The following is a 15,327-nucleotide window of genomic DNA, read 5'->3' on the forward strand; positions in this document are numbered from 1 at the left end:
GCTCAGGCGTGGCGATCCTGGCGCCAACGCAGGGATTGCCACACCAGAAACACCAGCACCACAGGCACCACCACCACCAGGGCGACGATGCGAAACTCATCCACCGCCGAGGTGACGGTGTTGGTGAGCACTTGCTCCACCAGATACAGCCCGTAAAGGCCCACCAGGATTCCGCCCTCAAGGCGGGAGATCACGCCGTGGGTCCAGAAGATCGGCAGACAGGCCAGGGTGGTGAGCACCATGATCGGGAAATCGCGATTCACCATCACGGGATCCACCGCCAGGCCCTGGCCACCGGAGGCCAAGCCGCACAGGCCGAGGATCAGGAGTTGGTTGAGCAGGTTGCTGCCCACCACGTTGCCGATCGCCAGATCGACCTTGCCGCGGTAAGCCGCCACCAAGGAGGTCACCAACTCCGGCATCGAGGTGCCGGCGGCCACGATCGTTAAGCCGATCACGGTTTGGCTGACACCCAGGCTGACTGCAGCAGCAGTCGCTCCCTTCACCAGCACCTGGGATCCCACCACCAGCAGAACCAGGCCCCCCGCCAGCTTGGCCGCCGCAACCCTGGGGGTGGCGCGATCGCGCTCATCAACCTCGCCGGCTTCTTCGGGATTCTCACTGGCTGTGCGCATCTCCCAGATGAGATTGATCGCGGTGCCCACCAGCAAGGCCAGGCCTGCCTGCCAGGTCAGCCGGCCGCCGGAGGCCATCCCCCACACCGCCATCGACACCCCCAGCAACAGGGGAACATCACGGCGCACCAGCCGGCTCTGAACCCGCAGCGGCACCACCAGGGCACTCAGACCCAGCACCACCAGCACGTTGAAGATGTTGCTGCCCACCACGTTGCTCACGGCGATCGCATCGCCGCCCTGGATCGTGGAGATCAGGCTCACAAACAATTCCGGCGCGCTGGTGCCGAGCGAGACCACCGTCAGGCCAATCACGATCTGGGGGATGCCCAGCAACAGGGCCACGGCCGTCGAGCCGCCCACAAACAGCTCACCGCCGCCGAACAGCAGCAGGATCCCCACAACGATCTCAATGGCACTGGGCAAAAGGGTCATCGCGCCAGGGCCAGCAGGGGAACAACGTGGCGTGATTCTGAAGGGTCGACCGCCAAAAGATCGGGCGTCGAAACGCCCGACCTAGCCTGAAACCATTCATTCCCCACCCTTCTCCGTCCACCGTGACCGACCCGGACACCAACACCAGCGCCAGCGAACTGGACGCCCTGTTCTCCTTCCTGGGCCTCATTCAGCAGGATCAGGCGCTGCGGGATCTGCTCAACGACGTCATCAGCGCCCCCGATGTGGTGGCGATCGCCGCAACGCGGGGCTTCGTGTTCCAGGCGTCCACCCTGCTGGGCCTGTTTGAGCGCTGCAATGAAGCCCCCCTGGCACGCCAGGGACTGATGGACGAAAAATTAATTCGCGTCTATCTGCAACGGGAGCGCCTTCTCGGGGCTTAGCGCTGACCCAACAACTCTTCCCATGTGAGGGGCTGGGCCAGGGGCCGCCCCTGGGGACGCTGCTGGATGGGGCAGCTGGGGTAGCTGACCCGGTTGGATCGACTGGATTTGGAGCGTGTTGAAAGGGAAAACGAAGAAAACATCACAAATGAAATGAACGGATATGGATCTCGCACCGGTGGACCGCCATCCCCCGCAGGGAATCACACAAGGCGGTCTGGCTGAACAATCTGACGCGTGGGCCTGTCTTGGTCGGCAATCCCCAGGAAGCGCAGGGGATAAATGGTGCTGGTTCCGGCCTGCGCGGGCTCTGCAGCCCGCCGGCTTCTGCCGGTTCTCGTGATCTTAGACCGAATCCCAGCCCAAGCAGCAGGAATATGGGGGCAGGGGGACTTGAACCCCCACAACGTTGCCGTCTGCGGATTTTAAGTCCGCTGCGTCTACCAATTCCGCCATGCCCCCAGCCTGAGCATCCTAAATTCAATTCACTCCACAGTCCCGCTGTGCCGCTGCCCGGATTGCTCTCTTCCATCTCCCCGGACACGCTGCTGGTGTTGGCGGCCTACGTCGTGCTGGGCGGCGCCTACCTGGTGGCCGTGCCCCTGCTGCTCTACGCCTGGATGATCAAGCGCTGGACGGTGATGGGCAAGCTGGAGCGCTTCGGGGTCTACGGCCTGGTGTTCCTGTTTTTTCCTGGCCTGATCCTGTTTTCCCCGTTCATCAATCTGCGCATGGCAGGCCAGGGCGAGGTTTGACCCCATGACCAACGGCAAGGCCCTGCTACTCGCCCTGGGGGTCTTCGCTCTGGGGGGCCTGGGTTATGCGCTGTTTCAGTTCGGCGGATTTGAGGGCTTCTCGGCTGGCATCGCCGCCTCAGCCCTGTTGATGGTGCTGGTGCTCGCCTGGACCGGCAGCTATCTCTTCCGGGTGGTCACCGGCCAGATGACCTTCATCCAGCAACGCCGGCAGTACCGCGAGGCCTACGACGCCTTCACCACCGAGGAACTGCAACGCAAGTTTGAGGCCCTCAGCCCCGAAGAGCAGGAGCGCCTGCTGCGGGAAACGGGCCAACTGCCGGAAGCCCCCCAGGGCGAGGCATAGGCTCACAGGCCGAAGCCCCTTTCGCTGCCGTGACTGCCGCTGCTGCTGTGACTGCCGCCCCTACCCCGATTCAGCAGCGTTTCACGGCCCTGCGGCAACAGGGCCGCTGTGCCCTGATGCCCTTTCTGATGGCGGGGGATCCTGATCTGGCCAGCACCCGGGCCAGCCTGCTGGCGCTGCAGGCCCACGGTGCCGACCTGGTCGAGCTGGGCATCCCCTATAGCGACCCCCTGGCCGACGGGCCGGTGATCCAGGCCGCTGCCAGCCGTGCCCTCAAGGCCGGCACCACCCCAGCCGGAGTGTTGGAGATGCTCCGCTCCCTCAAGGGTGAGCTCACCATGCCAGTGGTGCTGTTCACCTACAGCAACCCCCTGCTCAACCGGGGCATGGAGGCCTTCTGCACCGCCGCTGCCGCCGCGGGAGCCGCCGGGCTGGTGGTGCCCGACCTGCCCCTGGAGGAAGCGGAGAAGCTCTCGGCGATCGCGGCCGCTGCGGGCCTGGATCTGGTGCTGCTGGTAGCCCCCACCACCCCTGCTGAACGGTTGGCCCGGATCCACCACGCCAGCCGCGGCTTCACCTATCTGGTGAGCGTCACCGGCGTGACGGGCGTGCGCACCAACCTGGAATCGCGGGTGGGCACCCTGGTGGGCCAACTCAAGGCCCAGGGCGACACGCCGGTGGCCGTGGGCTTTGGCATTTCCGGCTCCGAGCAAGCCCGCCAGGTGCGCGACTGGGGAGCCGATGGGGCCATCGTGGGCAGTGCCCTGGTGAAGGTGATGGCCGAAGCCCACGGGCAGCAGGCCGACGTGGCAGCCGCGGCCGGGCGCTTCTGCGCGGAACTGCGCGCGGGCCTCGACGCCTGACAGGCGAGCGCGTGCTGTTTTCCCCCGCCTGCGAACGCAACCAGGGCCCGATCCTGGCGGTGCTCCAAGACTGGCTCCCGCCCGGCGCCCAGGTGCTGGAGATCGGCTCGGGCAGCGGCCAACACGCCGCGTTCTTCTGCCAGCAGATCGCCGGCCTCACCTGGCAGGCCAGTGAGCGCCAGGACAACCTGGCAGCTCTGCAGTCCCAGCTGGCGGCCCTGAGCCCAGGCCTGCCGCCTGCCATCGCCCTGGATGTGACGGACGCAGGGCAGTGGCCTCGCCAGAGCTTCGATGCGGTGTTCACGGCCAACACCACCCACATCGTTCCAGCCACTGCCGTGCCCCTGCTGCTGGCCGGCGCGGCCCGGGTGCTGCGCCCCGGCGGGCTGCTGCTGCTCTACGGCCCCTTCCACGACGGGGGCGCGCACACCGCCGCCAGCAATGCCGCCTTCGACCAGCACCTGCGCAGCCTCGATCCGACCATGGGGGTGCGCGATGCCCTGGCGCTGGTGGAACAGGCCCAGGGCCTCGGCCTCGTGCCCCTGGCCGATGTGGCCATGCCGGCCAACAACCGGATCCTGGTGCTGCAGCGGCGATGAGTGAGGTCAGCAACTGGTTCGGTGCTGTGGCTGCCGCCTATGCCCGCCACCGGATCACCTACCCGGCAGCCTTCTACGCCGCCTTCCTGGACCGCCTCCCCGCCGATCCCCTGGTGTGGGACTGCGGCTGCGGCAGCGGCCAGGCCTCGGTGGATCTGGCCGAGGCCGGTGCCCGGGTGATCGCCACCGATGCCAGCGCCGCCCAGCTGGCGGCGGCCGGCCCCCACCCCCGAATCCGTTATCAGCAGGCCGATGCCACCGCCAGCGGCCTGGGCGATGCCAGCCTCGATGGAGTGCTGGTGGCCGCGGCCGTGCACTGGTTCGCCGGCGAGCCCTTCAACTCGGAAGTGCGGCGTGTCTGCAAACCAGGAGCCGTGATGGCCTGGATCGGCTACCTGCCGTTGCTGTTGCCCGAGGCACGGCTCCAGGCCCCACTGGATGCCTTCCACAACAGCACCCTGGCACCCTGGTGGCCGGCCGAGCGGAAATGGGTGGAGCAGTCCTACGCCGGCCTCGTCTTCCCCGGCGAGGAGTGGCCCTTTCCGACCGGACTCTGGATCGAACGCCACTGGACCCTGAGCGAGCTGATGGCCCACATCGGCACCTGGTCGGCGGTGCAGCGCAGCCGGGAAGCCGGGATCGATCCTCTGCCCGCCCTGCAGGCAGAGCTGGCCGTCCTCTGGCCCGACGCGGGCACGGCACCGCTGACGGTGCGCTGGCCGTTCATGGGGCGCTGGGGATCACCAGGCTGAGCAGCCGGTAGCCCCCGCTCCATCCGACCAGAGGCGGTCAGAGGTGATATTTGGTCGCTGCCTGTTTTTTGCAGGTGGTCTTGGCCACGTCAATCGACTGACGCTTCTTCATCTGCTGCACCACGCAATCGCAGGTGAAATCCTGCATCCCTTCGGGAGCGGGCTTGCCGGATGCCTTCACCTCATCGTTGACCGCCTTGAGGCAGTACTTGCGAACCATCTGATCCATCATGTTGTCTCCAGCCAGGGCGCCAGCGGAAGCGAGACCGAAGCCTGCGACCATCAACACAACACCAAGGCCCAAGGAGCGGCGGCGCATGAACATCCAGAAAGTGATGTCTCAGTTATAACGCCACTGCAAGACACCTGTGGCGTGGCACCCGTAGCCTCAGGCGCGACCGATCACCACCACCATGCGCTTCGTGCTCTGGGGCACCTACTGCGACAACGCGCTCGAGAGGCGCACCCCTTACCGGGAAGAGCATCTAGCTGGGCTGCAAAAGCTTAAAGATGCCGGCACCCTGATCACCCTCGGCCCCACCGAGGGCAGCACCCACGTGTTCGGCATCTACGAAGCCGACAGCCTGGACCAGGTGGAAACCCTGGTGAAAGGTGACATCTACTGGCGCCAGGGCATCTGGACCGAAGTGAAGGTGTACCCCTGGATTCAGGCCTTTTAAACAGGTTTCAAGCCCGCGGCCAGTCCAACTGGGCCTGCTGCCACACGTAGTCGGCCACCGCCTCCGGTCCGCCGTCTCCCAGCACGGCCCCGTAGCCCGACATCTGTCCGAGCCCAACGGCGGCGATGGCGGCAATTCGCTGGGCATCGTGGATGCCATTGCGCTCCAGGGCGGCCAGCCGCAAGGTTTTGCCGCGGCGAATGATGTTGCCGCCGTTCACATGGCAACCCGCGCAGTGATTCGCAAACAGCTGGCCCCCATCGGCGCCCGCAAGGTCCGCCCAGACTGGTGCCGCCCCAGCCAGCAGCAGCGCCATCAGCAGCACCGGCAGCACGGCCCGCAACACGGTCCGCCACCAAGCCGAGCCATCCCAGCTGTTCTGCACCACCACGTCCATTCCGTCATCGCTGGTTCCAGTGTGCGCCTACGGCGGCAAGGCCGGCCCAACAAAAAACCCCGGACAAGCCGGGGTGATCTGTCGTCAGACATCTGGCAATAGGCCTATCGGCCGAAGCCAAAGCTCACTCTTCGTCTTCGTCGGTGGCGCCGGCGGGAATCAGACGAATCTGTTTGCGACCAAGCTTGATCTCAAATTCATCACCGGGCTTGAGATCGAGAAGGGCCGTGTAGGCCTTACCGATCAAGAGGTTGCCGTTGCCCTGGACGGTGGCCACATAGCTGAGCTTGCGACCGCCCTTGCCAACCTTGCCAGTGCCGCCAAGCTCAACACCCTTGGCTTCCAGCAGAGCCTCGTAGAAGGCCGTGAAATTGAGGCGCTCGCCGCCGTCTTTCTTGCTGGAGACATACCCGCAAGCCCGGACGATCTCCGACTTGCCCACATCGCCAAGCTCTTTGACCTTGGCCAACAGTTCTGATCCAGTGAGCATCGATTTAGGGGTTGGGTGGAATGGGAGGGGACTTCCCAAGGTGATTACATCCAGAATGTACAGCATTAACAGCAGCTGCCAAGCTTTACCGTTCAAATCAACGCCAGAAGATTCAGCCCACTTCCAATGGCGCGGCGAGGAGCAGTGATAGAAAGCACACCGAGGTGGTGAGATGGATGGAGAGCCTGCGTGTGCTGCGTCCGGGCGATCTTGATCAGGTGACTGCTGTGTATCGCGATGCGGTGATCAGCCAGGCCCAAGGCCTCTACACCCCTGCCCAGATTGCGGCCTGGTCCAACCACGCCACCAGCAGCAACACCATCAAAGAAGCGCTGCAGCGTGGGTACGGCCTGGCCAGTTGCGGCAAACTCGGCCAACACGGCCAGGCCACCGGCGAGACCAGCCCAGCAGTCATTGAGGCCTTTGGACTACTCGACCCCGTCGATCGGCTGTCGTTGCTGTACTGCCGCGCACGCTCATGCCGGCAAGGCCGCAGCAGCGCCATTCTGCGGGCCCTTGAGCTCTATGTCAGGCAACAGGGTTGTCGCCAGTGGCGCACCGAAGCCAGTCAATTGTCGAAACCGTTGCTGCTGCGCCTCGGCTGGTGCATCGACGCGGAGGAAACTGTGATTTTTGCTGGCGAGTCCTTCCAGCGATGGCGGATGATCAAGACCCTGAGCCCATCCACCGGCTGGACGGGACCTAACGCGATGAAGACCCCCGGTGGCTGAAGCACAGCTGCAGCAATTTCTGGACAAGGTGCGCCAGCTGAATGCCTTTGTGGCCCTCAGCGAGGCCGATCCGATCCTGCGCCAGGCCCTGCGGGATTGCAGCGATCACCACGCCGTAGTGGCCCTGGCCCGCAGCCGGGGCTTCGAAATCGGCCGGCGCTGGGGAGAAACCGATCCGCCTGCCGCCGCCGGCGACAACCTGCTGGCCGCGTCCTGCCCGCCAGCGGGCGAAGAATGCATCACCGTGCTGGTCGAGCAGCTCACCTGGCGACTGGAGCGCATCCATTCCTGTCAGGCGTCAAGCCCACCGGGCTTTTGGTACGACCAGAGCGAACACGAGTGGGTGGTGTTGCTCCAGGGCAGCGCCAGGCTGGAGTTCGACGGGGAGGACCATCAGCGGGAGCTCTGCCGCGGCGACAGCCTGCTGATTCCGGCCCACCAACGTCACCGGGTGGCCGCTACCGATCCTGCTCCCGGAACCGTATGGCTGGCCCTGTTCTGGAAGGAGGCTTGCGGAGGCTGAGGCTGCGCACCAGCCAGTAGGCGCCTGCCAGGGCCAGCACAGCCACCCCGAGGCCGGCGAGCAGCTGGGGCTTGCTCTCGGCACCGGGGGGCAGCACAATCACCTTCCGCGCCACGGCGGTCATGGCGGTGAGCAACACCAACTCGATCTGCACCACGTGGCGGCGCAGATAGGAGGTGATGTTCTGCAGCACCTCAATGGCGATCAACAGGGTGAGGAGATCCCCCAGCACCGAGTTGAGTTTGCTGCCCAGCCAAGGGGTGTCTGGCTGCACAACCGCCAGGGCCACCGCACCGATCAACTGCACGGTGCCAGCCACCATCACCACCAGCAGCACAAGACCAAGCACCTTGGCTAGGGCCTGCTCGCTGCGGTCGATCAGGTGGAGATAGCTGGCGTCCTGCAGCAGCCGGCGCAATTTGGTCATCCCGGAGGCACCTAGTTCTTGAACTGCTCGTAAATCGGACGCGCCTGGGTGTCGCTGGGTGAATTTTCCAGTTGGGTGTCGCAGGTGATCGATCCATCCGGACCGGTGACGCAGTTTTTGGGCTTCACCTTGGTGGAAGGGCCGACAGAGCTGCCAGGTCCAACCAAGAAACTCTCGGCCTGGGCCCAGGCAGGGGACACTCCAAGGCCGCAGGCCAGGCTGATCGAACCGCAGGCCGCCAGGGACGGCCAGAACGCGCCGGTGCGCTGCATCGCGGGGAAAAAGGACATCACCCCACTTTGACCGGGAAACATCAAGGTTGTTGGTCTTGACGGATTTCCTGCAACAGCAGATCCAACTGACCCAGGGAAGCCTCCAGCCCGGGCAGCCCAGCGTCATCCGACCCGCCGGCGCCGTCCTCGCTCTGCCACAGCTCTTCCACCCGGCACAGCTGGTCGGCCAGCCCCGGCAGCCCATCGCGGCTGTAGGTGCGCTGCAGCACCTCCAGCAACACCGGCATCCGGATCGAGCCCGCCTGGAGGGCGCGCCGCAGATCCGCCTGGGTGCGGCCCGTGTGCCGCAGCCAATCCTTGAGGAAGGTCTGCAGATCCTCGAGCTCGTTGCTGGTGAGGGTGGACATCGCCGTCAGCGATCCAGGGGGAACCAACGGTCCAGTCTGCGCTGGGCCCGCAGCCGAATGGCATCGGTGCGGTGGCGGGTGCAGAGGCCAAGCAGGGCCGTAACCGCCACCAGATCATCACTGAAGCCCGCCGCGGGGATGAAGTCGGGAATCAGATCGAGGGGCACCAACAGGTAGGTGAGGGCCGCCAACACCGTGAGCTTGGCCGAGGCCGGCGTTTGGGGATCGAGCAGCAGCTCCAGGCATTCCAAGGCTGGACGAGCCAGGGTGCGACCGGCTCGACGCAGCAACTTGAGCAACACCGCCTCATCCACCACGGTGCTTTCCAGCACCTGGGCATCCACAGAAGCGGGATCCACGGAAGCGGCATTCACGGAATCCGTCACGGGCAGCACAGCAGCCAACCCTTCCATTCAACGCTCCAACGGGGGCTAAACAACCTCCACCAAGCCGCTGTCGATGCCGGTTTTCCGCAACTTGCGCAGCGCCCGCTGCACCACTTGACGGCAATATTCACGGCTGCACTCCAGCTGGCGGGCCACCTCAGCCAGGGTTCGCCATTCATGGCTGCCATCGAGGCCAAAGCGCAGCATCACCACGGTGCGCTCCTTGGGGGTGAGGTTGGCGCGCTCCAGCAGGGTCCACACCGTGGCCGTGCGCTCTGCAAGCTCGGCACGCTCCATCGGCGGCAGCTCGGGGCTGGGCAACACGTCCACCAATTCGGAGGGGTCCGACTTCGACTTCACCACCCCCTGAAGACTGACGGTGATGCTGCGCAGTTCGCAACCCAGCAGCTCCTCCACCTCGGCCAAGGGCAACTGCAGGATCTGGGCCAGATGAGACGGCCGGGGAGCCGTGCCATTGGCCTGGAGATAACGGGCTTTGGCTGCCCGCAATTTGGTCAGTTTTTCATTCACATTGACGGGAATACGAATGGTGCGGCTTTGGGTGGATAGGGCACGGTTAAGCCCCTGACGAATCCACCAATAGGCGTAGGTGCTGAATCGGTGGCCGCGGGTGGGGTCGTATTTCTCAACGGCTCGGGTGAGGCCCAAGGTGCCTTCCTGGATCAGATCCAACAGATCCAGGCCCTTGTTTTGATAGCGCTTGGCCAGGTTGACCACCAGCCGCAGATTGGCCGTGATCATCTGATTTTTGGCCCGTTCGCCCGTTTTGAGAGTGCGGCGCTCCAACTCGTCGAAATCGCAGGCGGGGCCGGATCCTCCGGCGTCGCGGCAGCGCTCCTGCAACTCCGCCATCGCCTGCACCTTTCGACCCAAGGTGAGTTCCTGCTCCGGGGTCAGCAACTGATGCCGACCGATCTCACCGAGAAAGGCGCTCAAAGAGCTAGCCATGGTTCACGCATGCAGTGAATTGAACCTAAGGGCAATTTGCAACCAGAAACCGACCAGCAGAAAAGCTTCCAACTTTCAACCTTCCTTCCCAATTTCATGCCTTGTGCGGTTTTCACAAAGGCTGCGGATTTGAACATGCCAGCAAAGACAGCTGCATCGATCACGCCCCATCAGCCACAGCAGGGGAGCAGAGCCGGCAGTTACGGTTGCAGGCCACTGCCTGCAAACCATGTCCGGCTTTGCCGCGATCCCCCCTGATGTGCTCTCCCGGGCGGGCGTGGCCTACGTGCACTATCTGAGCTTCATGCTCTGCTTCGGCGCCCTGGTGTTGGAGCGGCGGCTGATCAAGCCCAACCCCAGCAAGGCCGACGCCACCTTGATGGTGATCACCGATGTGGTGTACGGACTGGCGGCCCTGGCCCTGCTGGGCAGCGGCATCCTGCGGGTCCTGTACTTCGGTCAGGGTTCTGAGTTCTATACGCAAAACCCCCTGTTCTGGTGGAAGGTGGGCCTCTATCTGAGCGTGGGCGGGCTGTCGCTCTACCCCACGATCACCTACATCCTCTGGGCCATCCCCCTGCGCAAGGGCGAACTGCCCCAGGTGAGCGAAGCCCTGGCGAATCGCCTGGGCTGGATCCTCAACATCGAACTGGTGGGCTTTGCCCTGGTGCCCCTGCTGGCCACCCTGATGGCCCGCGGTGTGGGGCTCCCGGCCGCCTGATGGGGGGCCGTCGTGCCCTTCCGCTCCTGGCCGGGCTGCTCGGCGGCCTGGCCCAAGCCGCCTGGGCGGCACCTGCGCTGCCCGATCCCTGCCCTCCGCTGCAGGTGAAGCGTGCCGCGGACCTCACTGAGTCGCGGCCGATGCCACCCGCTGTGCCGCCCCCCAGCCCCGCCGACTACCGCCACCGGCTGAAGCCCACCCCCCTGGGTTGGCCGCGCCTGAACCATTGGTGCGTCTGGATCGAGCCCGGCGCCAGCGAGGGGCCGGCGGCCCTGTGGGATGGCCGCTGGCGCCAGGCGGTGGATGGGGCCCTGGCCAGCTGGCAGCAGATCCTGCCGATCACGGTGGTGGCCGACCCCGCCCGCGCCCAGGTGCAGCTCCTCCGGCGCAGGCCCCCCGTGCAGAACAAGCGGGCCAGTCACGGCCGCGCCACCTTGATGCTGGTGGAGGTGCAACGGGGCGCGCCGGGACAACTCGCCGGCCCGTGGCAGCTCGAACCCCAGGTGACCGTGCAACTCAGCCCCGGCCAGGGCGTGCAGGCCATGCAAGCCACGGCCCTGCACGAGCTTGGCCACGCCTTCGGGCTCTGGGGCCACAGCGATCAGCCCGGCGATGCTCTGGCCGCCATCCCCGGCAGCCAGCCGGTGCTGGAGCTAAGCCCCCGCGACCGGGCGACCTTGCGCTGGCTGCAGGCCCAACCCGGGCTCAAGGGCAGCTCACCAGGAACAGCGCTGCCCCCTGATTCCTCGCGCTAGACGCTGGGGATCACCTCTCAGGTTGCGTTCTATTGCGCGGCGTAACGTTGTTTGTGATTCGGCTCGATTGGGCGAAAGCGCGCCACGGCCTCACATACGTTCGCGCTTACAGCAATCCCTGTCCGATGCCCTTGCCAGTTTTAGCCACCAAACCGCTCACCAACAACGCCCGGGTGAGCAGCTTTCTGGCCCCCGGTGAGGAGACCCCGCGCCAGAGCGACACCACTTGCTTGCAGCGAGATCGGGCCGCCACCGACGCACTGATCGAGCAGGCCTACCGCCAGATCTTTTTCCATGCCTTCAAGGTGGATCGGGATGAGGTGCTGGAATCCCAGTTGCGTTCCGGCCAGATCAGCACCCGCGACTTCATCCGCCAACTGCTGCTCTCGGAGAAATTCCAGCGAGATTTCTACCGGTGCAACAGCAACTACCGGGTGGTGGAGCAGGTGGTGGGCCGGGTACTCGGCCGCCCGGTGCATGGAAAAGCCGAACAGATCGCCTGGTCGATCGTGATCGCCGAGCAGGGGCTGCCCAAGTTTGTTGACGCCTTACTGAATTCCGACGAATACCGCGACAACTTCGGCGACAGCCTGGTGCCTGTTCAGCGCTCGCGGGTACTTCCCGGCCAGGCCGTAGGCACCATGCCCTTCAACCAGCAAGCCCCCCGCTACGACTTCTACTGGCGTGAGGCGATGGCCAGGCGCGCACCCACCGGAGGATTAAACCCCTGGACAGACGGCGGCGGCTGGGCCCGCCCAGCCTGGCTGGAAGGCCAGCCCACACCAAGGGTTCAAGCTATCTGGCAATACACCGTGGCTACCGGAGGCTTCGTGCTCACCGGCCTGGTGATCTGGATTGCTGCGGCCATGCTCAGCACAGGCTGAGGCGGTCCTCAGCTCCGCCGCGGCCCGCCGCGGCGGGCTGCCAGCACCTGCTGCACCTGGCGCCAACTGACCCCGTGGTGGGCCAGGGCCACCTGGAGGTGGAAGACGATGTCGGCCGCTTCACCGGCGATCTCGGCGGCGTTGGCGTCCTTGCAGGCCATCACGAATTCGGCGCTCTCCTCGCCGATCTTTTTGAGGATGCGGTTGTCGCCCCCCTCCAGGAGCTTGTTGGTGTAGCTGCCGGGCTCGGGATGGTCGCGGCGCCCCTCGATCACACGCATCAGCTCGGTGCACACATCGGCCGGCGGCGGCGCAGCCGCTGGGCCTCCGGCTGTGGGCGCGGGGCCGTCGTCGTAGAAGCAGCTGCGGGCACCGGTGTGGCAGGCCACATCGCCGCGCTGCTCAATGGTGAGCAGCAGCACGTCGGCGTCGCAGTCGTAGCGCAGGCCTTTAAGACTCTGGAAATGACCGCTGGTGGCGCCCTTGTGCCAAAGCTCCTGCCGCGAGCGGCTCCAGTAGTGCACCTCACCGCTGGCCAGGGTGCGCTCGATCGCCTCGCGGTTCATCCAGGCCACCATCAGCACGGCACCATCGAGCCAGTCCTGGGCCACGGCGGGGATCAGGCCGGCCTCGTTGAACTGCAGGCTCGCGAGCAGTGCGGCTGTGGATCCGGGATCCGGGGCCTGAAATGATGCCTTCACGGGCTGCCGATCCATCGATCCCGATTCTCCCGCACCACTCGCTGTCCCAGGGGATGACCGCCGCCTTCACCTGCTCGAAGACCTTCAGCGGGTATCCCTGCTGCCACCGCCAGTGGCGCCACCCGGGCCACTGCCGCTTCGTGCATGGCTACAGCCGCAGCTTCACCTGCTGGTTTGAGGCAACCGCCCTCGATGCCCACGGCTTCGTGGTGGATTTCTCCAGCCTCAGCTCCCTGCAGGCCCAGCTGGCCGATCAATTCGACCACACCTTTCTGGTGAATGCCGATGACCCGCTCCTCGAGCAGTGGCAGGCCCTGCATGACCAGGGCGCCCTCAACCTACGGGTGATGGACAACGTGGGCATGGAGGCCAGCGCCCAACTGGTGTGGAACTGGGCCAACGCCCTGCTGCAGGGGCGCGATGGAGGACGCACCTGCTGCTGGAAGGTGGAGGCCCGGGAAAACGAAAAGAACGCCGCCTGCTACACGGCGGTGCCGGATTGGTTCGGGGCCACTCGAGGCGGCTGAGCCGGCCGGCAAGGCAGATCCGCCGCATCTATGCCAGGGTCTGCGGGCCTTCCCCAAGCCAACCTTGGAGCGACTGGCCACCGCCTGGGCCATTTTTCAGGGGCTGCTGATTGAGGCCCTGCCGTTTCTGCTGATCGGGGTGGGCATCGCCAGCCTGGCCCGCTGGCTCGCCCCCGGTGGCGCCTGGCTGCGCAAGCTGCCGCGCGATCCCCTGCTGGGTCCGCTCACCGGAGCCGCCCTTGGTTTTGCCCTGCCGGCCTGTGAGTGCGGCAACGTTCCGGTGGCGCGGCGGCTGCTGGCCGGCGGTGCCCCCCTGGGCACGGCCCTGGGCTTTCTATTCGCCGCTCCGGTGCTGAACCCGATCGTGCTGGCCAGCACCTGGGCCGCTTTCCCCAACCAACCCTGGCTGCTGGCAGCCCGGCCCGCCGGTGCCCTGCTCCTGGCCCTGCTGCTGGCGAGCGTGCTGCGGCTGCTGCCCGAAACGGCCCTGCTCGATCCGGTGCTGCTGGAGGAGCGGCGGCTGAGCCAACCGCTGGCGGAGGTGGGACTGCTGGAGCGTCGCACTGGCTTAGTGGGAGCCGTGAGCCCCCCGCCGCTGCCGGCCAAGCCGACCCGCCCGCCGCTGCAGGAGGTGCTGCAGCACGGCAGCCGCGAGTTTCTGGATCTGGCGGCGCTGCTGGTGCTGGGCTGCGTCATCGCCGCCACGGTGCAGACCCTGCTGCCCCGCAGCTGGTTGCTGGCGGTGGGGGGAGCCCCGACCCTGTCGGTGCTGAGCCTGATGCTGCTGGCGGTGGTGGTGTCGGTGTGCTCCAGCGTGGATGCCTTCCTGGCCTTGGGCTTTGCCGCCCAGATCACCCCCGGGGCCCTGCTGGCCTTTCTGGTGCTGGGGCCCGTGGTGGATCTGAAGCTGCTGGGCCTGTTCCGGGTGCTGCTCCAGCCCAGGGCCATCGCCATCACCGCCGCGGCCGCCACCGTGGCCGTGCTGGTGCTGGGCCAGTGGGTCAACCTGGTGCTGCTGTGATGCGCGCCCTCGCCCTGGCCCTGTGGGGAGCGGTGCTGCTGGGGAGCACCCTCAGCGGGCGGCTGGATCTGCTGCTCAACGGCGTCTTCCACCCGCTGGTGGGCCTGAGCGGCGTAGCCCTGCTGGTGTTCGCCGGGTTGGTGCTGAAGGCCGACCGCGACCTGGCCATGGGTCCGGGTCGGCGGCTGTCCACGCCGCGGGCCACCCAGCTGGCCTTGGGGCTGAGCATCGCCGTCGCCCTGCTGGTGCTGGCGATCCCACCCAACCCCTCCTTCAGCGACCTGGCCGCCAACCGCCCGGCCGAGCTCGGCGAGGAGGCGGAGCTGAGCTTCGTGCTGCCGCCGGCCCAGCGCACCCTCACCGACTGGGTGCGGCTGCTGCGCAGCCAGCCCGACCCCAGCCTCTACGCGGGGGATCCGGTGCGGATCAGCGGGTTTGTGTGGCCCCAGAACAACGACCAACCCCAGCTGGCCCGCCTGCTCGTGCGCTGCTGCCTGGCCGATGCCACACCGGTGGGGCTCCCCGTGCGCTGGCCGGCGGGCCAGAAGCCGCGGGCCGATCAGTGGCTGGCGGTGCAGGGCACCATGGCGATGGAGGAGCACAACGGCCAAACCCGCAGCGTGGTGGTGGCCGAGCAGATCAGGCCGATCCCCCGGCCCCGCCGGCCCCTCGAACCGTGAGCAGGG

The 15,327-nt window shown here is 66.2% G+C and carries 25 protein-coding genes and 1 tRNA gene; 15 read left to right on the plus strand and 11 right to left on the minus strand.

The window, feature by feature from the left end:
* Positions 1-2: 2 nt before the first annotated feature.
* Positions 3-1,070 (minus strand): calcium/sodium antiporter, encoded by a 1,068-nt coding sequence (locus KBY57_RS05930; protein WP_254994976.1) that lies wholly within the window; start codon positions 1,068-1,070, stop codon positions 3-5.
* A 122-nt stretch (positions 1,071-1,192) separates the two neighbouring features.
* Here KBY57_RS05930 and KBY57_RS05935 point away from each other — a divergent pair, with 122 nt between their 5' ends.
* Complete coding sequence (locus tag KBY57_RS05935; RefSeq protein ID WP_254987674.1) at positions 1,193-1,474, plus strand: Nif11-like leader peptide family natural product precursor; 282 nt, start codon at positions 1,193-1,195, stop codon at positions 1,472-1,474.
* Between the two features lie 378 nt (positions 1,475-1,852).
* Here KBY57_RS05935 and KBY57_RS05940 read toward each other — a convergent pair.
* Positions 1,853-1,936 (minus strand) — tRNA-Leu (locus KBY57_RS05940).
* A 41-nt stretch (positions 1,937-1,977) separates the two neighbouring features.
* Here KBY57_RS05940 and KBY57_RS05945 point away from each other — a divergent pair.
* From KBY57_RS05945 to KBY57_RS05965, 5 genes are read left to right on the plus strand one after another with little or no spacing between them, the layout of a single operon-like run.
* Entirely contained in the window at positions 1,978-2,229 is a 252-nt protein-coding gene (locus KBY57_RS05945) for an NAD(P)H-quinone oxidoreductase subunit L (protein ID WP_254994977.1), read from the plus strand.
* A gap of 4 nt (positions 2,230-2,233) precedes the next feature.
* The gene (locus KBY57_RS05950; RefSeq protein WP_254994978.1) at positions 2,234-2,575 is read left to right on the plus strand and encodes a DUF3007 family protein; all 342 of its coding nucleotides are present in this window, start codon (positions 2,234-2,236) and stop codon (positions 2,573-2,575) included.
* Positions 2,576-2,622: 47 nt separating this feature from the next.
* Positions 2,623-3,438, plus strand: a complete 816-nt coding sequence (trpA, locus tag KBY57_RS05955) for a tryptophan synthase subunit alpha (protein WP_254994979.1) — start codon at positions 2,623-2,625, stop codon at positions 3,436-3,438.
* A gap of 11 nt (positions 3,439-3,449) precedes the next feature.
* Positions 3,450-4,037, plus strand: coding sequence for a DUF938 domain-containing protein (locus KBY57_RS05960; RefSeq protein WP_254994980.1), 588 nt, complete (start codon positions 3,450-3,452; stop codon positions 4,035-4,037).
* Entirely contained in the window at positions 4,034-4,789 is a 756-nt protein-coding gene (locus tag KBY57_RS05965; RefSeq protein ID WP_254994981.1) for a class I SAM-dependent methyltransferase, read from the plus strand. Before KBY57_RS05960 ends, KBY57_RS05965 begins: the two co-directional genes overlap by 4 nt.
* Positions 4,790-4,826: 37 nt before the next feature.
* Here the strand turns inward: KBY57_RS05965 and KBY57_RS05970 are convergent, their stop codons facing one another.
* A complete protein-coding gene (locus KBY57_RS05970) occupies positions 4,827-5,108 on the minus strand; it encodes a hypothetical protein (RefSeq protein ID WP_254994982.1) in 282 nt (93 codons plus the stop codon).
* 94 nt (positions 5,109-5,202) lie between these two features.
* Between KBY57_RS05970 and KBY57_RS05975 the strand changes: the two genes are divergently transcribed.
* Complete coding sequence (locus KBY57_RS05975; protein ID WP_254987677.1) at positions 5,203-5,469, plus strand: YciI family protein; 267 nt, start codon at positions 5,203-5,205, stop codon at positions 5,467-5,469.
* A gap of 7 nt (positions 5,470-5,476) precedes the next feature.
* Here the strand turns inward: KBY57_RS05975 and KBY57_RS05980 are convergent, their stop codons facing one another.
* Positions 5,477-5,866, minus strand: coding sequence for a c-type cytochrome (locus KBY57_RS05980; RefSeq protein WP_254994983.1), 390 nt, complete (start codon positions 5,864-5,866; stop codon positions 5,477-5,479).
* A gap of 124 nt (positions 5,867-5,990) precedes the next feature.
* Entirely contained in the window at positions 5,991-6,356 is a 366-nt protein-coding gene (locus tag KBY57_RS05985) for an AbrB family transcriptional regulator (RefSeq protein WP_094561300.1), read from the minus strand.
* 176 nt (positions 6,357-6,532) lie between these two features.
* Here KBY57_RS05985 and KBY57_RS05990 point away from each other — a divergent pair, with 176 nt between their 5' ends.
* Both KBY57_RS05990 and KBY57_RS05995 read left to right on the plus strand, forming a co-directional pair.
* Positions 6,533-7,087, plus strand: a complete 555-nt coding sequence (locus tag KBY57_RS05990; RefSeq protein WP_254994984.1) for a GNAT family N-acetyltransferase — start codon at positions 6,533-6,535, stop codon at positions 7,085-7,087.
* Positions 7,080-7,610 carry a Nif11 domain/cupin domain-containing protein gene (locus KBY57_RS05995; protein ID WP_254994985.1) on the plus strand — a complete coding sequence of 177 codons (531 nt, stop codon included), beginning with the start codon at positions 7,080-7,082 and terminating at the stop codon, positions 7,608-7,610. The genes KBY57_RS05990 and KBY57_RS05995 overlap by 8 nt, the downstream gene beginning before the upstream one ends.
* Here the strand turns inward: KBY57_RS05995 and KBY57_RS06000 are convergent.
* Genes KBY57_RS06000 through KBY57_RS06020 form a run of 5 tightly spaced genes read right to left on the minus strand, consistent with a single transcriptional unit; the run spans position 7,546 to position 10,032 of the window.
* On the minus strand, positions 7,546-8,037 hold the full coding sequence (locus KBY57_RS06000; RefSeq protein WP_254994987.1) for a phosphate-starvation-inducible PsiE family protein: 492 nt from the start codon (positions 8,035-8,037) through the stop codon (positions 7,546-7,548). The two genes, KBY57_RS05995 and KBY57_RS06000, sit on opposite strands and share 65 nt — an antisense overlap.
* Positions 8,038-8,048: 11 nt before the next feature.
* Entirely contained in the window at positions 8,049-8,327 is a 279-nt protein-coding gene (locus tag KBY57_RS06005; RefSeq protein ID WP_254994988.1) for a hypothetical protein, read from the minus strand.
* Positions 8,328-8,350: 23 nt separating this feature from the next.
* Positions 8,351-8,677, minus strand: a complete 327-nt coding sequence (locus tag KBY57_RS06010; protein WP_254994989.1) for a hypothetical protein — start codon at positions 8,675-8,677, stop codon at positions 8,351-8,353.
* A gap of 5 nt (positions 8,678-8,682) precedes the next feature.
* Entirely contained in the window at positions 8,683-9,063 is a 381-nt protein-coding gene (locus tag KBY57_RS06015; protein ID WP_254994990.1) for a YkvA family protein, read from the minus strand.
* 45 nt (positions 9,064-9,108) lie between these two features.
* Entirely contained in the window at positions 9,109-10,032 is a 924-nt protein-coding gene (locus KBY57_RS06020) for a sigma-70 family RNA polymerase sigma factor (RefSeq protein WP_254994991.1), read from the minus strand.
* A gap of 229 nt (positions 10,033-10,261) precedes the next feature.
* On the opposite strand from KBY57_RS06020, the gene KBY57_RS06025 reads away from it, so the two are divergent.
* The 3 genes from KBY57_RS06025 (at position 10,262) to KBY57_RS06035 (ending at position 12,392) form a co-directional block, all read left to right on the plus strand.
* Entirely contained in the window at positions 10,262-10,753 is a 492-nt protein-coding gene (locus KBY57_RS06025) for a DUF2214 family protein (protein ID WP_254994992.1), read from the plus strand.
* On the plus strand, positions 10,753-11,508 hold the full coding sequence (locus tag KBY57_RS06030; protein ID WP_254994993.1) for a peptidase: 756 nt from the start codon (positions 10,753-10,755) through the stop codon (positions 11,506-11,508). The genes KBY57_RS06025 and KBY57_RS06030 overlap by 1 nt, the downstream gene beginning before the upstream one ends.
* 125 nt (positions 11,509-11,633) lie before the next feature.
* Positions 11,634-12,392: a phycobilisome rod-core linker polypeptide gene (locus tag KBY57_RS06035; protein WP_254994994.1), complete on the plus strand. Its 759-nt coding sequence runs from the start codon at positions 11,634-11,636 to the stop codon at positions 12,390-12,392.
* 8 nt (positions 12,393-12,400) lie between these two features.
* Here the strand turns inward: KBY57_RS06035 and hisIE are convergent, their stop codons facing one another.
* On the minus strand, positions 12,401-13,108 hold the full coding sequence (gene hisIE / locus KBY57_RS06040) for a bifunctional phosphoribosyl-AMP cyclohydrolase/phosphoribosyl-ATP diphosphatase HisIE (RefSeq protein WP_254994995.1): 708 nt from the start codon (positions 13,106-13,108) through the stop codon (positions 12,401-12,403).
* Between the two features lie 38 nt (positions 13,109-13,146).
* Here hisIE and KBY57_RS06045 point away from each other — a divergent pair, with 38 nt between their 5' ends.
* From KBY57_RS06045 to KBY57_RS06055, 3 genes are all read left to right on the plus strand, one after another.
* Positions 13,147-13,620 carry a 6-carboxytetrahydropterin synthase gene (locus KBY57_RS06045; protein WP_254995094.1) on the plus strand — a complete coding sequence of 158 codons (474 nt, stop codon included), beginning with the start codon at positions 13,147-13,149 and terminating at the stop codon, positions 13,618-13,620.
* 64 nt (positions 13,621-13,684) lie between these two features.
* Positions 13,685-14,641: a permease gene (locus KBY57_RS06050; RefSeq protein ID WP_254994996.1), complete on the plus strand. Its 957-nt coding sequence runs from the start codon at positions 13,685-13,687 to the stop codon at positions 14,639-14,641.
* On the plus strand, positions 14,641-15,321 hold the full coding sequence (locus KBY57_RS06055) for a TIGR03943 family putative permease subunit (protein ID WP_254994997.1): 681 nt from the start codon (positions 14,641-14,643) through the stop codon (positions 15,319-15,321). Before KBY57_RS06050 ends, KBY57_RS06055 begins: the two co-directional genes overlap by 1 nt.
* The last annotated feature ends 6 nt before the right edge of the window (positions 15,322-15,327 follow it).

Origin of the sequence: Cyanobium sp. Aljojuca 7D2 (assembly GCF_024346415.1) — a bacterium.
Taxonomy (GTDB): Bacteria; Cyanobacteriota; Cyanobacteriia; order PCC-6307; family Cyanobiaceae; genus Cyanobium_A.

Excerpts from the sequence above, each read along its gene's own strand:
- KBY57_RS05930 (WP_254994976.1), bottom strand. The coding sequence starts at position 1,070 with ATGACCCTTTTGCCCAGTGCCATTGAGATCGTTGTGGGGATCCTGCTG.
- KBY57_RS05950 (WP_254994978.1), top strand. The coding sequence starts at position 2,234 with ATGACCAACGGCAAGGCCCTGCTACTCGCCCTGGGGGTCTTCGCTCTG.
- KBY57_RS05965 (WP_254994981.1), top strand. The coding sequence starts at position 4,034 with ATGAGTGAGGTCAGCAACTGGTTCGGTGCTGTGGCTGCCGCCTATGCC.
- KBY57_RS05970 (WP_254994982.1), bottom strand. The coding sequence starts at position 5,108 with ATGCGCCGCCGCTCCTTGGGCCTTGGTGTTGTGTTGATGGTCGCAGGC.
- KBY57_RS05975 (WP_254987677.1), top strand. The coding sequence starts at position 5,203 with ATGCGCTTCGTGCTCTGGGGCACCTACTGCGACAACGCGCTCGAGAGG.
- KBY57_RS05980 (WP_254994983.1), bottom strand. The coding sequence starts at position 5,866 with ATGGACGTGGTGGTGCAGAACAGCTGGGATGGCTCGGCTTGGTGGCGG.
- KBY57_RS05985 (WP_094561300.1), bottom strand. The coding sequence starts at position 6,356 with ATGCTCACTGGATCAGAACTGTTGGCCAAGGTCAAAGAGCTTGGCGAT.
- KBY57_RS05990 (WP_254994984.1), top strand. The coding sequence starts at position 6,533 with ATGGAGAGCCTGCGTGTGCTGCGTCCGGGCGATCTTGATCAGGTGACT.
- KBY57_RS06000 (WP_254994987.1), bottom strand. The coding sequence starts at position 8,037 with ATGACCAAATTGCGCCGGCTGCTGCAGGACGCCAGCTATCTCCACCTG.
- KBY57_RS06005 (WP_254994988.1), bottom strand. The coding sequence starts at position 8,327 with ATGTCCTTTTTCCCCGCGATGCAGCGCACCGGCGCGTTCTGGCCGTCC.
- KBY57_RS06010 (WP_254994989.1), bottom strand. The coding sequence starts at position 8,677 with ATGTCCACCCTCACCAGCAACGAGCTCGAGGATCTGCAGACCTTCCTC.
- KBY57_RS06020 (WP_254994991.1), bottom strand. The coding sequence starts at position 10,032 with ATGGCTAGCTCTTTGAGCGCCTTTCTCGGTGAGATCGGTCGGCATCAG.
- KBY57_RS06025 (WP_254994992.1), top strand. The coding sequence starts at position 10,262 with ATGTCCGGCTTTGCCGCGATCCCCCCTGATGTGCTCTCCCGGGCGGGC.
- KBY57_RS06030 (WP_254994993.1), top strand. The coding sequence starts at position 10,753 with ATGGGGGGCCGTCGTGCCCTTCCGCTCCTGGCCGGGCTGCTCGGCGGC.
- KBY57_RS06035 (WP_254994994.1), top strand. The coding sequence starts at position 11,634 with ATGCCCTTGCCAGTTTTAGCCACCAAACCGCTCACCAACAACGCCCGG.
- hisIE (WP_254994995.1), bottom strand. The coding sequence starts at position 13,108 with ATGGATCGGCAGCCCGTGAAGGCATCATTTCAGGCCCCGGATCCCGGA.
- KBY57_RS06045 (WP_254995094.1), top strand. The coding sequence starts at position 13,147 with ATGACCGCCGCCTTCACCTGCTCGAAGACCTTCAGCGGGTATCCCTGC.
- KBY57_RS06055 (WP_254994997.1), top strand. The coding sequence starts at position 14,641 with ATGCGCGCCCTCGCCCTGGCCCTGTGGGGAGCGGTGCTGCTGGGGAGC.